The sequence below is a fragment of the Faecalibacter rhinopitheci genome (assembly GCF_015234135.1).
Classification (GTDB): Bacteria; Bacteroidota; Bacteroidia; order Flavobacteriales; family Weeksellaceae; genus Empedobacter; species Empedobacter rhinopitheci.
This window is the reverse complement of record NZ_JADGIK010000004.1, coordinates 49,118-63,561: the sequence shown is the minus strand read 5'-3', so window position 1 is coordinate 63,561 and position 14,444 is coordinate 49,118. Positions and strand designations below refer to the sequence as shown.

At 30.7% G+C, this 14,444-nt stretch carries 14 protein-coding genes and 6 tRNA genes; 8 read left to right on the top strand and 12 right to left on the bottom strand.

Annotation, left to right across the window (positions count from 1 at the left end):
- Window positions 1-120 precede the first annotated feature (120 nt).
- The 6 genes from IM532_RS06850 to IM532_RS06825 all read right to left on the bottom strand — a co-directional run bounded on the left by IM532_RS06850 (window position 121) and on the right by IM532_RS06825 (window position 4,986).
- Complete coding sequence (locus tag IM532_RS06850) at window positions 121-279, bottom strand: hypothetical protein (RefSeq protein ID WP_194182711.1); 159 nt, start codon at window positions 277-279, stop codon at window positions 121-123.
- Between the two features lie 47 nt (window positions 280-326).
- Window positions 327-1,337 carry a cytochrome d ubiquinol oxidase subunit II gene (locus IM532_RS06845; protein WP_194182710.1) on the bottom strand — a complete coding sequence of 337 codons (1,011 nt, stop codon included), beginning with the start codon at window positions 1,335-1,337 and terminating at the stop codon, window positions 327-329.
- Window positions 1,338-1,339: 2 nt separating this feature from the next.
- Window positions 1,340-2,677 (bottom strand): cytochrome ubiquinol oxidase subunit I, encoded by a 1,338-nt coding sequence (locus IM532_RS06840; RefSeq protein ID WP_194182709.1) that lies wholly within the window; start codon window positions 2,675-2,677, stop codon window positions 1,340-1,342.
- 100 nt (window positions 2,678-2,777) lie between these two features.
- Window positions 2,778-3,779, bottom strand: coding sequence for an acyl-ACP desaturase (locus IM532_RS06835; protein ID WP_194182708.1), 1,002 nt, complete (start codon window positions 3,777-3,779; stop codon window positions 2,778-2,780).
- Window positions 3,780-3,788: 9 nt separating this feature from the next.
- Window positions 3,789-4,523, bottom strand: a complete 735-nt coding sequence (locus IM532_RS06830; protein ID WP_194182707.1) for a lysophospholipid acyltransferase family protein — start codon at window positions 4,521-4,523, stop codon at window positions 3,789-3,791.
- 55 nt (window positions 4,524-4,578) lie between these two features.
- Entirely contained in the window at window positions 4,579-4,986 is a 408-nt protein-coding gene (locus IM532_RS06825; protein WP_194182706.1) for a hypothetical protein, read from the bottom strand.
- Between the two features lie 133 nt (window positions 4,987-5,119).
- Between IM532_RS06825 and IM532_RS06820 the strand changes: the two genes are divergently transcribed.
- Entirely contained in the window at window positions 5,120-5,356 is a 237-nt protein-coding gene (locus IM532_RS06820) for a hypothetical protein (RefSeq protein ID WP_194182705.1), read from the top strand.
- Between the two features lie 269 nt (window positions 5,357-5,625).
- Here the strand turns inward: IM532_RS06820 and IM532_RS06815 are convergent.
- The 6 genes from IM532_RS06815 to IM532_RS06790 form a co-directional block, all read right to left on the bottom strand.
- A tRNA-Arg gene (locus tag IM532_RS06815) sits at window positions 5,626-5,699 on the bottom strand.
- 31 nt (window positions 5,700-5,730) lie between these two features.
- Window positions 5,731-5,805: transfer RNA gene (locus tag IM532_RS06810), tRNA-Pro, on the bottom strand.
- A 26-nt stretch (window positions 5,806-5,831) separates the two neighbouring features.
- Window positions 5,832-5,915, bottom strand: a tRNA-Ser gene (locus IM532_RS06805).
- A gap of 40 nt (window positions 5,916-5,955) precedes the next feature.
- Window positions 5,956-6,029 (bottom strand) — tRNA-Arg (locus tag IM532_RS06800).
- A gap of 30 nt (window positions 6,030-6,059) precedes the next feature.
- Window positions 6,060-6,134, bottom strand: a tRNA-Pro gene (locus IM532_RS06795).
- Window positions 6,135-6,175: 41 nt separating this feature from the next.
- Window positions 6,176-6,259, bottom strand: a tRNA-Ser gene (locus IM532_RS06790).
- A 146-nt stretch (window positions 6,260-6,405) separates the two neighbouring features.
- Here IM532_RS06790 and IM532_RS06785 point away from each other — a divergent pair.
- The 7 genes from IM532_RS06785 to IM532_RS06755 all read left to right on the top strand — a co-directional run bounded on the left by IM532_RS06785 (window position 6,406) and on the right by IM532_RS06755 (window position 14,404).
- On the top strand, window positions 6,406-7,323 hold the full coding sequence (locus tag IM532_RS06785; RefSeq protein ID WP_194182704.1) for an N-acetylmuramoyl-L-alanine amidase: 918 nt from the start codon (window positions 6,406-6,408) through the stop codon (window positions 7,321-7,323).
- 45 nt (window positions 7,324-7,368) lie between these two features.
- Window positions 7,369-7,848: a hypothetical protein gene (locus tag IM532_RS06780; RefSeq protein WP_194182703.1), complete on the top strand. Its 480-nt coding sequence runs from the start codon at window positions 7,369-7,371 to the stop codon at window positions 7,846-7,848.
- Between the two features lie 15 nt (window positions 7,849-7,863).
- The gene (locus tag IM532_RS06775; RefSeq protein ID WP_194182702.1) at window positions 7,864-8,241 is read left to right on the top strand and encodes a VOC family protein; all 378 of its coding nucleotides are present in this window, start codon (window positions 7,864-7,866) and stop codon (window positions 8,239-8,241) included.
- A 66-nt stretch (window positions 8,242-8,307) separates the two neighbouring features.
- Window positions 8,308-8,880 carry a pentapeptide repeat-containing protein gene (locus tag IM532_RS06770; RefSeq protein ID WP_194182701.1) on the top strand — a complete coding sequence of 191 codons (573 nt, stop codon included), beginning with the start codon at window positions 8,308-8,310 and terminating at the stop codon, window positions 8,878-8,880.
- Window positions 8,881-9,010: 130 nt separating this feature from the next.
- Window positions 9,011-10,468: a DUF3375 domain-containing protein gene (locus IM532_RS06765; protein WP_194182700.1), complete on the top strand. Its 1,458-nt coding sequence runs from the start codon at window positions 9,011-9,013 to the stop codon at window positions 10,466-10,468.
- Complete coding sequence (locus IM532_RS06760; RefSeq protein WP_194182699.1) at window positions 10,465-11,046, top strand: DUF4194 domain-containing protein; 582 nt, start codon at window positions 10,465-10,467, stop codon at window positions 11,044-11,046. The genes IM532_RS06765 and IM532_RS06760 overlap by 4 nt, the downstream gene beginning before the upstream one ends.
- Window positions 11,030-14,404, top strand: a complete 3,375-nt coding sequence (locus IM532_RS06755) for an ATP-binding protein (protein ID WP_194182698.1) — start codon at window positions 11,030-11,032, stop codon at window positions 14,402-14,404. The genes IM532_RS06760 and IM532_RS06755 overlap by 17 nt, the downstream gene beginning before the upstream one ends.
- Window positions 14,405-14,444: the final 40 nt, after the last annotated feature.

Sequence of the window (14,444 nt, the reverse complement as noted above, 5' to 3'; positions counted from 1 at the left end):
AAAAATCACTACCTTTTTATAAATCTATAAAAGGTAGTTAAAAAAATAAAAGTCATGGAAATATTTCCATGACTTTTATTTTTTTAACTACTATCTATCAATCGAGTAACTTAAATTTATCTAATCTTCTATATCACTTACCTCCTTTACGTCTGTCTGCAAATCTTTCAAGTCGATTGCTATTGTATCTACTTCAATTATTGAATATTTAGCTTTCGGTGATTTATACTTACATCCTATTATAAAAAAGCAAATGATAAACATGAATATGTATTTCATCATTTTTCTTAATTATAATTCAGCTATCACAAAATATGTACCATTATTTATTTCAAAAAAGTCTTTTTATTAAAAGAATAAATCAAATAAAATAAAAATGGCAAAATAAAAACACTTCCTAGCAATAAAGCCCATCCTAGTAATTCTATAGTACGCTGAGAATGATTAGAATCTAATAGTGATAATGTTGTTCCATTTTTAAATAACAATAAATTCGGAAAATGAGAATAAGAAACTGAAAATAAAATCATTAAAACTATAAATCCTGCTAATATTCTTATTAAAATATCTTGTTCACGCTTAAGAGCTTGAGTTAAAAATATAATAGATATGGTTGCTAAACTTACAGAGAGATATCCTATCCAATGAGAAAAAATCCAATCTATTAGAGGAACATTTTTCCAAAATGAAATAAGGAATACCAAACCTCCTGTTATAAAAATTGCATATGTAAATTTGTTTGCTCTTATTCGTAAAAATTTTGCTTCATCTCTGTCATCTACTGTATAGATTGTGTATATAGAAGCTAAAAATCCACATATAGAAACTGTGAAAATTCCAACTGAAATATTAAACCATGTAAGCCATGAATATATATAAGCAGTTAAAAAATCTTTAGATTCAGTGTCAATAGAACCTGATACAGTAGCAGCTGCAATTATTCCTAAAAATAATGGAGTAATTAAACTAGAAAACGTGAATATATAAGTATATAACTTATGCCATCTATCTTTTATAACATCATAATTTCGAAATGTAAAAGATGTTCCTCTAGCAATAATACCAAGCAACATAATTACTAACGGAATATGTAAATAATTAGATAAATCTGCATAAATTTTTGGAAAACCAACAAAAAGGATTACAATAGCTATAATTAACCACATGTGATTGGCTTCCCATATAGGACCTATGGATTTATACATTATGGTCTGCGATCTTTCTCTATAATCTTTTTTTGAGAACAGTTCAACAATACCTGCTCCAAAATCTGCACCTCCAAATATAATATACATACCTAGAGCCGTCCATAAAAATGCAATTACAACATAGATCATATTTAATATTTTTTAGGATTATAGTCTGGATCATTTGGATCATATAATTTTGCCACCATTTGAATTTGTCGATTCATCAAAAACACTAATATAATTGATAATGAAACAAATACTGCGGTGAAAATATAAAATGAATATTGTATACCAGGCATGGGTGTTACAGCATCTATTGTTCGCATTACTCCATATATTATCCAAGGTTGGCGCCCAACTTCTGTTACAGTCCAACCTGCTTCTAGAGCAATATAACCAAATGGGGTAGCACAAACGAATAACCGAAACATCCATTTTTTCTCCATCCATTCTTTCTTGAAAAATTTTGCAAATAGATACACAATAGCAATGCCCATCATTAACATTCCAAATGTAATCATGATTTGAAAGGCATAGTGTACTATAGATACAGGTGGCCATTCATCCCTCGGAAACTCGTTCAAACCTTTTACTTCTTTATTAAAATCCGAATGAACAAGAAAGCTTAAAACACCAGGTATCTTGATGGCATAATTTACTTTTTCATTTTTTTGATCTACAATTCCACCCAAAATAAATGGTGCACTCTCTTCAGTTTTAAAATGAGCTTCCATTGCAGCTAATTTTATGGGCTGACGCTTTGCTACGTCTTTTGCAGAAATATCACCACTTAATGGCATTAATAATGCTGCGATAACAGCCATTGTAGCACTAATTTTAAAAGCTTTTTTATGAAACTCTATGTTCTTATTTTTCAAAATAAGATAAGCATGTAAACCTGCCACAGCAAATCCAGTAGCACAAAAAGCTGCAATAGTCATATGTAAGGCTTGAGAAAACCAAGCGGCATTAAACATGGCTTTTATTGGATCAATATTTAGATATTCTCCATTGATATAATCAAAACCCGACGGAGAATTCATCCATGCATTCGCCGCAACAACTAATATACCGGAAGATAATCCTGAAATACCGACTATAACTCCACAAATCCAATGGAACCATTTATTAAATTTCTCCCAACCATACAGAAAAAATCCTAATGCTATTGCTTCTATAAAAAATGCTGTTCCTTCTAACGAAAAAGGCATTCCAAAAATTGGCCCTGCATGTTCCATAAATTTAGGGAATAACAGTCCTAATTCAAAGGATAACATTGTACCCGAAACTGCACCAGTTGCAAACAATATAGCAACACCTTTACTCCATGCTTTGGTAAGCCCTTTGTAAATTTCTTTTTCTGTTTTTAAGTATTTATAATGCGCAATAGCCATCATAAATGGCATTACCATCCCTACACAGGAAAATACAATGTGAAAGCCGAGCGATAAAGCCATCTGACTTCGAGCTGCGATGAAATCATCCATAAAATTATTTTAAATGTTTGTTTTGTTGTGTTCCTTAAAATTAAAATAAAAAAAGGCATTCCCTTACGGAAATGCCTTAAAATAAATATGATATTCGTTATTATTTGCTAGTTGCAGGAATTAACCATTTGAAATCATAACTCTCTTCAGGAATTACTATTCTTGATGAGATACGCTCCATACGTCCAGGGAATTTCATGATATAATCACGAGCTTTTTCAGCTTCATCGGTTAAACCAGAAATGTTCTCAATATCCCAAATCTGAATTAATTTTTTCATAATATCTACATAATCTTGTGCAGTGTATACACCTATACGTTGTGCAGCATCTGAATAAGGTTCAAATAAATTTCCTTTTTGTTGTCCAGCTTCTCTTAAGAAATGAGCAGGCATCACAATTTTTAATTTAAACATATACTGTACTGCTAACATCATTTCTGACGGGTCAACTTCAAAAATACGACGTACAAATTCAGAATATGCTAAATGGTGTCTCATCTCATCTCCTGCGATAATCTTACACATACGAGATAATTTTTTTGCACCATAATCTTTCGCAATTTTTGAAACGTTATTATGTGAAATATATGTTGCTAATTCTTGAAAACTCGTGTAAACGAAATTACGGTAAGGATCATGAGATGTACCGATATCAAAACCATCATTAATTAAGTGTTGCGTAGAAATCTCTACTTCGCGCATATTAACACGACCAGATAGATACAAAAATTTATTTAGAACATCTCCATGGCGATTTTCTTCACCTGTCCAATGTCTAATCCATTTTGCCCATCCGTTTTCTAAATATCTTCCTTCTTCATCAACTACTCCATCCATGTTTAATAACCAAGATTCATAAGTTGGTAAAGCCTCTTCTGTTACTGCATCACCAATTAAAGTAACCCAAAAATCACTAGGTAAATCCTTAGAAATTTCTTGTAATTCCTTAATCTCATCAAAAAAAGTATCTGATTGAGCATTTGGTAAAAAATCAGTTGGTTGCCAAATTTTTTCAACCGGAACTAAGAACTTATCCATGAAAGAATCAACATCTTTCTCTAGAAGTTGCATTACTTCCAATCTAATATTATGTATTGACATATTTTTTATTTAATAGTTTATTTTTGATTTTACTACTTCTTCCGTCTTTGCAAAAAGTTCATCGAATTTATAGTCACTAACTTTCATAGGATCATGATATTCTACAGAAACTTTAGCTCCTAAATATAACGGAAATTTACCCCATTTTGTAATTTTCCATGTATTATTTAAAGTAATCGGTACAACGTAAGCATCTTTTGCATATTTAGTTAATACCTTTAAACCACTTTCTTTAAAAGCTTTTGGAGTACCATCTTTACTCCTTGTTCCTTCAGGAAAAATAATTGCAGAGTAATTCTTCTCTTGAATTAATAAAGCTAATTTTTTAATTGCATCTATTGCTTGCTTTCCATTTTTACGATCAATTAAAGCTGATCCACCATTTCTTAAATTATAAGAAACACTTGGAATTCCTTTACCTAATTCAATTTTCGAAATAAATTTTGGATGAAAATCGGCTAAATCGTATTCAATTGGAGAAATATCATACATACTTTGGTGGTTAGACACAAAAATAATTGGTACCCCTTTCGGAATTTTATGTTTACCTGTGTATGTATAGCTTGTAAATAATACTTTTGTTGTTTGTACCAACAGCCAATTCATTAATTTCACTGTCTTATGATGTCCCTCATAACCGAACAAATTGTACGCTATCCATTGTGCAACATGCATTACAATTAGCGTTAAACCATACAATAAATAAAAGATTATTGAAAATGGTAGAGCAAGTAATTTTTTCAATGTTAAATTTTTACAAAGTTAATTAAAATATGTTTTTAATATTCAGAAGGTTTTACTAAAATTTCCTGATAACAAGCAATTCTTCTTTATTTTCATTAATGAAAACCATTTGATTTATAGATTTTGCTTGTATAAATTTTGTTTGTTTTAAAATTTGATCTAAACCCAAAATATTATTACATGTTTTTTGAGTGAATATTATATCTGTAAATGATATTGCAGGATAAAATTTCTTATAATTAGCAGATACAATTTGGCAACCATCGGTTAAAACAATCTTTTCTAATTCATCTTCAAAATACACCTTGACGTGTTTACTATTATCAATCCACTTCCCTTCTGTTTCAATATTTTGTAGGGTTAAATCCTCCTTGTTATCGTTTGGAAGAATTGTTTTTCCACAACTAATTAAAATAAATAAGAATAACCCTAAAATCATTCTTACACTGGCTAATTTTTTCATAACATTTCGGCGAATTTATAAAATCTATTCAAAATAAAATAGCATTCTTAATTACAACATATAAAAATAGTGATTATTTACATTCACTAAATAATAATACATAATTTTGTAATCTAAAATTTTAAGATAAGTAATGGCAAATACCAGAAAAGCTGAAGTTTTTACCGATGCTAAGGGAAATAAAAAAGTAAAACTTGAACGTAAACCTACATTTTATAAAATTTACGATTTAATTAAAGAACATTGGTTTGTAGAAGATGGTCTATACGAATTAGACTTTTTTGAAACTCCAAGTGTTAACATTGAGTTAGAAAAACCTGTCATTAATTATAAACAATTAAGTGAAAAAGGCTTAAAAGAATTAAAATAAAAATATCCTTTTTAGGGTATTTTTATTAAAGAGTATGTTATTTAAATCTATTAGTAATATTATATTACAAAGATTAAACTACTCAATTTCAATTATTTTAAATAAAACAAATACAGTAATTTATTATTGATACAATAAATTAAATCTTTGAATTTTATCTCCTAAATTCTTTTTTGAATTAATATTCATTTTGCAATTATATAAAAACGTAAATAAATATAAACAAAAAAACCACACTTATTGTAAGTGTGGTTTTAAACATTAGATTGTGATCCAGTCAGGATTCGAACCTGAGACCTACTGCTTAGAAGGCAGTTGCTCTATCCAGCTGAGCTACTGGACCAATCCAAAATTTTCTATTGCTAGAAGTTTTGTCGGGGTGGCAGGATTCGAACCTGCGACCTCCTGCTCCCAAAGCAGGCGCGATGACCGGGCTACGCTACACCCCGAGGTGTAATTCAAAATTCAGAAAAAGCGGAGAGACAGGGACTCGAACCCTGGCATCGGTTACCCGATGACAGATTAGCAATCTGCTCCATTACCACTCTGGCACCTCTCCTAAACTCTTTCGAATTTACTTTCTATCTACTTCGATTTTGTGACCCAATCAGGATTCGAACCTGAGACCTACTGCTTAGAAGGCAGTTGCTCTATCCAGCTGAGCTATTGGGCCAATCCAAAATTTTCTATTACTAGAAATTCGTCGGGGTGGCAGGATTCGAACCTGCGACCTCCTGCTCCCAAAGCAGGCGCGATGACCGGGCTACGCTACACCCCGAATTTCTTGGTAGATAAAATAAATATTTTAATGAACTACTGCGGAGAGACAGGGACTCGAACCCTGGCATCGGTTACCCGATGACAGATTAGCAATCTGCTCCATTACCGCTCTGGCACCTCTCCTAACTTAGCTTTAATAACTGTCGTTACTTGTTCTAAGCGGTTGCAAATATAGAACGCGTTTTCAGTTTACGCAAGTCTTTTTGAAAATATTTTTAATTTTTTTAGCGTAATTTTGCCCCCACAATAGCTAAATTACAAGTAAAGAAATGAATGTTAAAGGATTAGTATTTTTAGGAGTTTTATCAATTTTTTCACTTTCCAGCTGTGGAAGTTCAAAAAATATCCCTCAAAAGGTCGTTACTAAGATAATTCGTGATACTGTAGTCATGAATTCTAAGACAGAAAAACCTGAAATGGCGCGTGCCGCAAAATTAGAAAACTACAAAATTAATAGTGATAATTACCCCGCAATCGGACAAGATGAACGAATCCGATTCTTAGTTTTACATTATACTGCATTAGATAATCCTACTTCTATGCGTGTTTTAACACAACAAGAAGTAAGTTCTCATTATTTAATTAATGATATTGATGATGATCAAATACATTTATTGGTAGATGAAACCAAACGTGCGTGGCATGCAGGTGTAAGTAAATGGAAAAATTTAGACAATCTTAATTTTACTTCAATCGGAATTGAAATAGTGAATAAAGGTTACACAACTAGTAATGGTGTACAAACACATTATCCCTATCCAGAGTATCAATTTAAAAAAGTAGGTGAGTTAACTAAAGATATTATAAAACGTTATAAAATATCTCCAGTTAATGTAATTGCTCATTCAGATATTGCTCCAGGTCGTAAACATGATCCAGGACCATTATTCCCTTGGAAACGTTTGTATGATGAATATGGCGTGGGCGCATGGTATGAAGAAGCAGATAAACAAGCATTTATTCAAATTGCTCCGTTTATTTTTGATAGTGAATTTGTAATCAAAGAAACTCAGACTGAATTAAAGAAATATGGATATGAAATTCAAGTAACGGGAGTTTGGGACGAACAATCTAAAAAAGTATTACAAGCTTTCCAATATCATTTCACCCCTTTAAAAACTGACGGAATACTAAATTTAGAGAGTTGGGCAGTAATAAAAGCATTAAACAAAAAATATAATCCGTAAATTTGAAACTCCTATTTTATAGGAGTTTTTTTATTTTATACTAAAATGTCAACTTATATCTACATCAAGAATTATTATCTTGAAGAAATTAAAACAATTATCCAAGAACATCTCAATTCAATCTATCACGAAAATAGTACAATTGAAGTGGAAATTTTAATGAAGAATTCGCGGACTTATTTTATTAAATTTAATGAAGAGTTAGCATTCGAAGAATTATTAGATTGGATAAACACTTTTTTCTCTAATAGACCATCTAATGAGCGTATAACAATAATCGAAGGATATCAACCGCTTAATAAAGTGGATTATAAATATTATTTTATAGAAGATAATTTATTCGCTAATAACTCAAAAAATCAAGTATTTAAAATCGAACATTTCGAAGAATTAATTTTAATTGAATCTAAAGAAATTATATTTGATACTACTCCTATTCCTAAAAAAAATATCCATTCAATGCTTACGCTGAAATTTGAAAAACCATTAAAAAAATGGTGGAAATTTTGGAAAAAACAGTCATAAATAAAATTTATATATATGAAACTAAATAAACTTACGCCAATAATTTGGACCAAAGATATTCATGCAACAACTACTTTTTACAAGAAATTAGGGTTTAAAATCAATGATGAAAATGAAGAATTGGTTTGGACTAACATGACAAATGGTGAAATAGAAATAAATATTGCAAACCCTGAAGCTGCTGGAGATTTTAAAAAACCAGAATTTACGGGTACATTATATTTTAATGTTGAAAATGCAGATGAGGCCTGGGAAGAACTAAAACATAACAAAGTTGTTTATGAAGTAGAAACTTTTGATTGGGGCGTTCGCGAATTTGCCATTGAAGATAACAATGGATATATTTTACAGTTTGGTGAAAATATCGAATTCGATTACGGCGACGAAGAATAATTTTTTCTTCAAGTAAAATAATATCATCGTATTCTTTCCTACATTTGGAAGGAATACGATTTTTTTATGCACAAGAATTACACTTTCGCCCAAGAATTTAGTAAAAATGATTTTACAAAGACTTCTCTTCTAAAAGGTGATTACGAACAATGTCAATTCATTTATTGTAATTTGAATGGAGTTGATTTAAATGATTTTAATTTTATACAATGTGAATTCATTGGTTGCGATTTAAGTCTTACACAAATCAACGGGACAAGTTTTCAGGATGTGATTTTTACTGAATGTAAAATGATTGGTTTTTCGCTTGAAGTGTGTAATAAATTTGGCTTAAAAGTAAAATTTACGACTTGTATTTTAAATGATTCTTCGTTTTATAATTTACAACTTCAAAAAATTCATTTCAAAAATTGCGCATTAGAAAATGTAGATTTTGCTTACGCAGATTTATCCCAAGCCTATTTTGAAAATTGTAATTTAAAGGGATCTATTTTTGATCAAACTAACTTAGAAAAAGCGAATTTAATCACTGCAGAAAATTTCAGCATCAATCCCACACAGAACAAGATTAAAAATACCCATTTTTCGAAAGAAAATTGCATTGGATTATTGGATACTTTTCAAATCAAAATTGATTAATTATCTTATTTATAAATCTTTTTAATTAAACCAAATTAGCGGTTTCAAAAATAATTTTAAAGACTTAAATTGCTTGCCTTACCTTTCTATGAATGCTTTTAAGCTAGTAGATTTATAATTAAACAATTACATGTTAGACGGTTCAAAAATTTCATCCATTTTACAGCGATCTCCCAGTCTAGATTTACTGAAAATGCGAAATCGAGAAATGATTATTCTATTTCTGGCGGAACAATTTGCGGAAAAACACCGCATTTTGGCAGCAGAAATCATTCATTCTCGTTTAACGGATTACTTAGAATATCGCCAAATCGAAAATGATGAAGAAAGCGACATCCAAGTTTTTGATTCATATGAATTAAAGGCCAAAAAATACATTACCGATTGGACGAATCGTGGATTTTTATCCAATTTCCAAACTGAGAATGGAGAAGTTTTCTATGAACTTTCATCACATACCAGCAAAACATTAGATTGGATTAATTCATTAGACAAAGATGAATATGTTGGTACAGAATCCAAATTTAAAACTATTGTTACTCAACTGAAAGAATTGGTTGAACTTTCGAACGATAATAAAGAAGAACGTTTAGCTATTTTAGAAGCACGAAAACAGGAGATTGAGCAAGAAATGATGCATCTACGATTAGGTGAATCATTAAAGGTTTATGAAGATTACGAAATTATACCGCGTGTAAATCAAATTACACAAGCAGCGAAAGAATTATTATCTGATTTTAAAGAAGTTGAAGATAATTTTAAAACGATTACGAAAGAAATCTATCAAAAACATAATGAAGGAAATTTAACGAAATCTGAAATTCTTGATTTTACGTTTAATTCCCTTGATGCTCTGAAAGAAAGTCAACAAGGAAAAAGTTTCTATGCGTTCTGGAATTTCTTATTAAATCCATCTTTGCAAAACCAATGGGACAAGTTAACCCAAGAATTGTATGCAACACTTTCTGACAAGGAAATAGAAATTCAAGATACGTACTTAAAAAACATGAAAAAGCATCTGCACGCAGCAGGTCAAAAAGTGTATAAAGCCAATGATAAAATGGCTGAAAAATTAAGTAAAGTAATTCGTGAAACACAAGTATCCAACTCGAAAGCAACAAAGACAACTATTCAGGCAATCAAAAAATCTTTGATTAAAATTAGTCAACAGAAAGAAACGCCAGACATTTCTTTATTAGTAGATGATGGAATTAATATTCATTTACCGTTTGATCGTAAATTAACTTTGGAGCAAAATCAAGAAATTATCTACAATGGTGCACCGAAATTAGCAGAAACAGACATTTCAAAATCTGAACATTTAGAGCGTATTTTTAATAAATATGCGATCGACAAGGAACAGATAAGAGAACGTATGAAGGAAGGAATTTCAATTCAAACGAATTTAAATTTAAAACAACTCATCGAAAATTCAGGTGGCTTACAAAAAGGCTTACCCGAATTATTTGCTTTCCTAAGTCTAACCAACGAATTTGAACACGATAAACTTGATGAAACACAAGAAATTATTTTCAATCAAGAAAAACAAAAATCGATTCAAATTCCTACCATTACATTTAAATCATGAGCAGTTTAGAACACCATATAAAACCCTATTCAAAAGCGATCGTAAAATTGCTAAAACAACCGATTGAAAATTCACAAAACCTTTGGATAGATGTGATCAATTACCAAGTTGAAATTCAAGAATATCTAAACCAAATCGGTTTAGAATTAGTCGTGAAGAAAGACGAAGGTTTTGCATATTTAAAAGAATTAGAAGACCGAGAAGGAAATACGTTAGGACTTGTTTCTAAACGAAAAATTGGATTTGAAGCTTCAATTATATTAGTCGTTCTACGTCAAAGTTTAGAAGATTTTGATCAAAATCCAACCCAATTCGAAGTAAGCGAAAAATTCATTTCTTCTCAAGAAATTAAAGAAGAAGTCGAATTATTTCTTCCAGAAACCTACAATAAAGTCAAACTTTTAAAAGATTTAGACCTCAATATTCGACGCATTGTTGAATTAGGTTATTTAAAAGAAATTGATAAAAACGACTTCGAAACCAAATATCAAATTCATCGTATCATCAAAGAAAAAGTAACATTAGACCAGTTGCAAGAATTTAAAAACAAATTAGAATCTTATGTTGAATCTATTTAGTACGACGTCGGACGAAGCTGGATTTCGTCTACAATACATGGAAGTTTACAATTGGGGAACCTTTACCGATCGTATTTTTCGTATTCAGCCAAAAGGAAATAATTCGTTGTTAACTGGTGCAAATGCATCGGGAAAAAGTACGTTTATCGATGGACTTTTAACGCTATTAGTTCCAGCTAAAAAAGATCGTTTCTACAATCAATCTTCTGGTGTGGATAAAAAAGGCGACCGTACAGAAGAAACTTATGTTTTAGGAAATTACGCCCATATTCAACGCGATGGAGATTTAGGTACTTTAACAAAATCTTTACGTGATAAAACGACCTATTCTATAATTCTTGCGCATTTTGATAATCAAGATGGAAAGAAGATTACATTATTCCAAGCGCGTTGGTTTTCTAATGATGAATTGAAAAGAACATTCGGAATTGCGCATGTGCCCCTAACAATCGAAGACGACTTTAGTCACTTTGATCAAAAAGGAAATTGGAAAAAGACTTTAGATAAAAAATACAACACCAATACAACGAAGAAGAAAATTGAGCTGATGGATGGTCCAATAGCGTACGGTGAACGTATGGCTGATCTTTTTGGAATGAAATCTTCACAATCTTTAACGTTATTTAATCAAGTGGTTGGTGTAAAAGTTTTGGAAGATTTGGATGAATTTATTCGTACCAATATGTTGGAAGAATGGTATGCCGAAGCTGAGTTTTTACAATTGAAAGAGAGTTTCAACACATTAATGGAAGCCAAAATTAATATTGAAAAAGTAAAAGATCAATTGAAATTTTTAGCCCCTATTAACGAACATGCGTCTAAAATTCAAGAATTAAATTCAAAACTAGAAACATTAACCCATTCTAAGGATACCGCTGTCTTTTGGTTTGCACAAAAAGGATTGCATTTAGCGAATGATGAATTTAACCAAGCGAATCAGAAATACGAGGCATTCAAAACTCAATTGAATGGTTTAAAAGATAAAGAAGCTCAATTAAAAGATTTAGAAACGAATTTAACGGTTCAGATCAAATCGGATAATGTTGGGCAACAAATTGAACAAATTAAAATTGATTTAGCAAAATTAGAAAAAGTAAAAGCTGATATTGAAGTAAAACAAACAAATTACAATCAACTGGTTCAAATTTTAGGTTTAATTACTGATCCAAATGCAACAGATTTTCAGCATAATTCTGTTCGAATTGAGGAAATTTCAGTAGAAAACCATGTTAAAAACGAGCACCTTTTAGAAGAAATTCGTTTACTAAAAAATCAAGCTGATCGCTTCGTCTCAGAAATTAAAATTGCAAAAGAAAAGATTGACTTCTTAGCTTCCAATCAAAATAATATTACTGGTCGAATTGCTGAGATTCGAGATCTAATCGTCCAAGAAATTAATGCTTCACAAGCCGAAATTCCTTTTGTTGCCGAATTAATTAAAATTCAAAATCCTGAATGGGAAATAGCTATTGAAAGTATTTTACATTCGTTTGCGACCCAAATTATTGTACCCGAAAAGTATTTGAATCAAGTTGAAAATTTCATTCAACAAAATGATTTAAATGCATCAATCAAGATTTTGGCTTATAAAGGATATACGTCTATAGATGGGTTAAAACCGCAAGCAGCAGCCAATCATTTAATTTTTCAATTGGATTTTAAACATGAAAGTATTTACGCCAAATGGATAAAAGATTTAATCGAGCAAAAATTTGATGCGATTTGTAATGAAACAACCTTAACTAATCAAACAACTTTATTACCAAACGGAACTTTAGTATTCTCTAACGGTAATATCCAGAAAGATGACCGTGAGGAAAATAAACGTAAAGAAAATTTTATTTTAGGTTGGGAAAACACGTCGAAGACACAAGCTATTTATGAAGATTTAAAAACGGTTGAAAATCAACTTGAAAACATTAACATTCAAATTCAATCTTCACAAAAAGAGATTTATCTTTTAGATCAAATCAAGGAAACGATTTCTAAAATCACCAATACATTTAGAGATATCTCTGTAATTGATGCGTCGAATGTAATTGCTGAAATTGAACAAAAAAATCGATTAATCGAAGTATTAAACTCAGGTTCGAACCGAACAGAAGGTTTACAAAACGAATTAGAAATTGCGCAAAATGCGCTGAAAGAATTGACGGAGAAAGATATTTATGAATTAAATCGTGAGATTTTTAAAATAGAAACTCAAATTCAACAGATTACAAAAGAAATTAACCGAAATGAATCGATTTTAAAAACAGTAGAAGCAGTTGATATTTCCGTTTTCGAGGAAAAACATCAAGAATTATTAGCGATTGATTATTATTCGATTAAACTAAAACAAACTGAATTCCAAAAAGAATTAGAAACTCAAATTAAGAGTTTGGAATATTCGAAGCGTTTGACTGAAGATAAAATCAAGCAGAAGATTAATGAATTTAAAAATCCGAAAGAAGAAATTATTCTGAAATATAAGGATTGGAGATCTGAAGCTTCTACTCTACCCGATTCGTCACATTTAGAATTAGCTTCGGAATATCAAGATTTTTATCAGAAACTAAATGAGGATAATTTACCTCGTTTTGAAACTAAGTTTGAGTCTTATTTACAAGAAACGATTATGAATAAGATTGGTGATTTTCGAATGTTTTTTGAAAATTGGTCAGAAAGTATACAGGAAAATATTGCCTTATTGAATGAATCTCTTGCTGAAATCGACTATAATACAAAAGAATATACGACGTACATTCAATTAATCGCAAATTCACACTATATAGCTGAGATACAAGAATTCAAGTCATTATTAAACCGAGCAATTTCAACAGGAAATGATGGGTTGATGTTATTTGAAGAAAAACGAGATCATTTTAATGAACATATTGCTCCCTTAATCAAAAAACTAAACAAGGAAGATTGGCGAGCTAAGGTTATGGATGTTCGTTATTGGTTTAACTACAAAGCCGAAGAATTTAGACGAGATAATCAAGAAAAAGTAAAAACGTATGAACATATGGGTGCTTTATCTGGTGGTGAAAAAGCCCAATTAACTTACACTATTTTAGGATCTGCGATTGCTTATCAGTTTAATTTAATGCGCAAGGAAAAGTCAAATACATTCCGATTTATAGCTATTGATGAAGCTTTTAAGGCACAAGATGAGGATAAAGCAAAATACTTGTTACGTTTGTGTGAACAGTTAAAATTACAATTGCTTGTAGTAACGCCTGCAGATAACATTCACATCGTTGAAGATCATATTTCGTTTGTGCATTATGTAGAACGAAAAGAAGAAAAATATTCGTGGTTATACGATATGCCAATTACGCAATATAAAGCACAAAAAGAATTATTTGATATTTAGTCAAATTAAAAAACCACTCTTTTAAAAGAGTGGTTTTTTT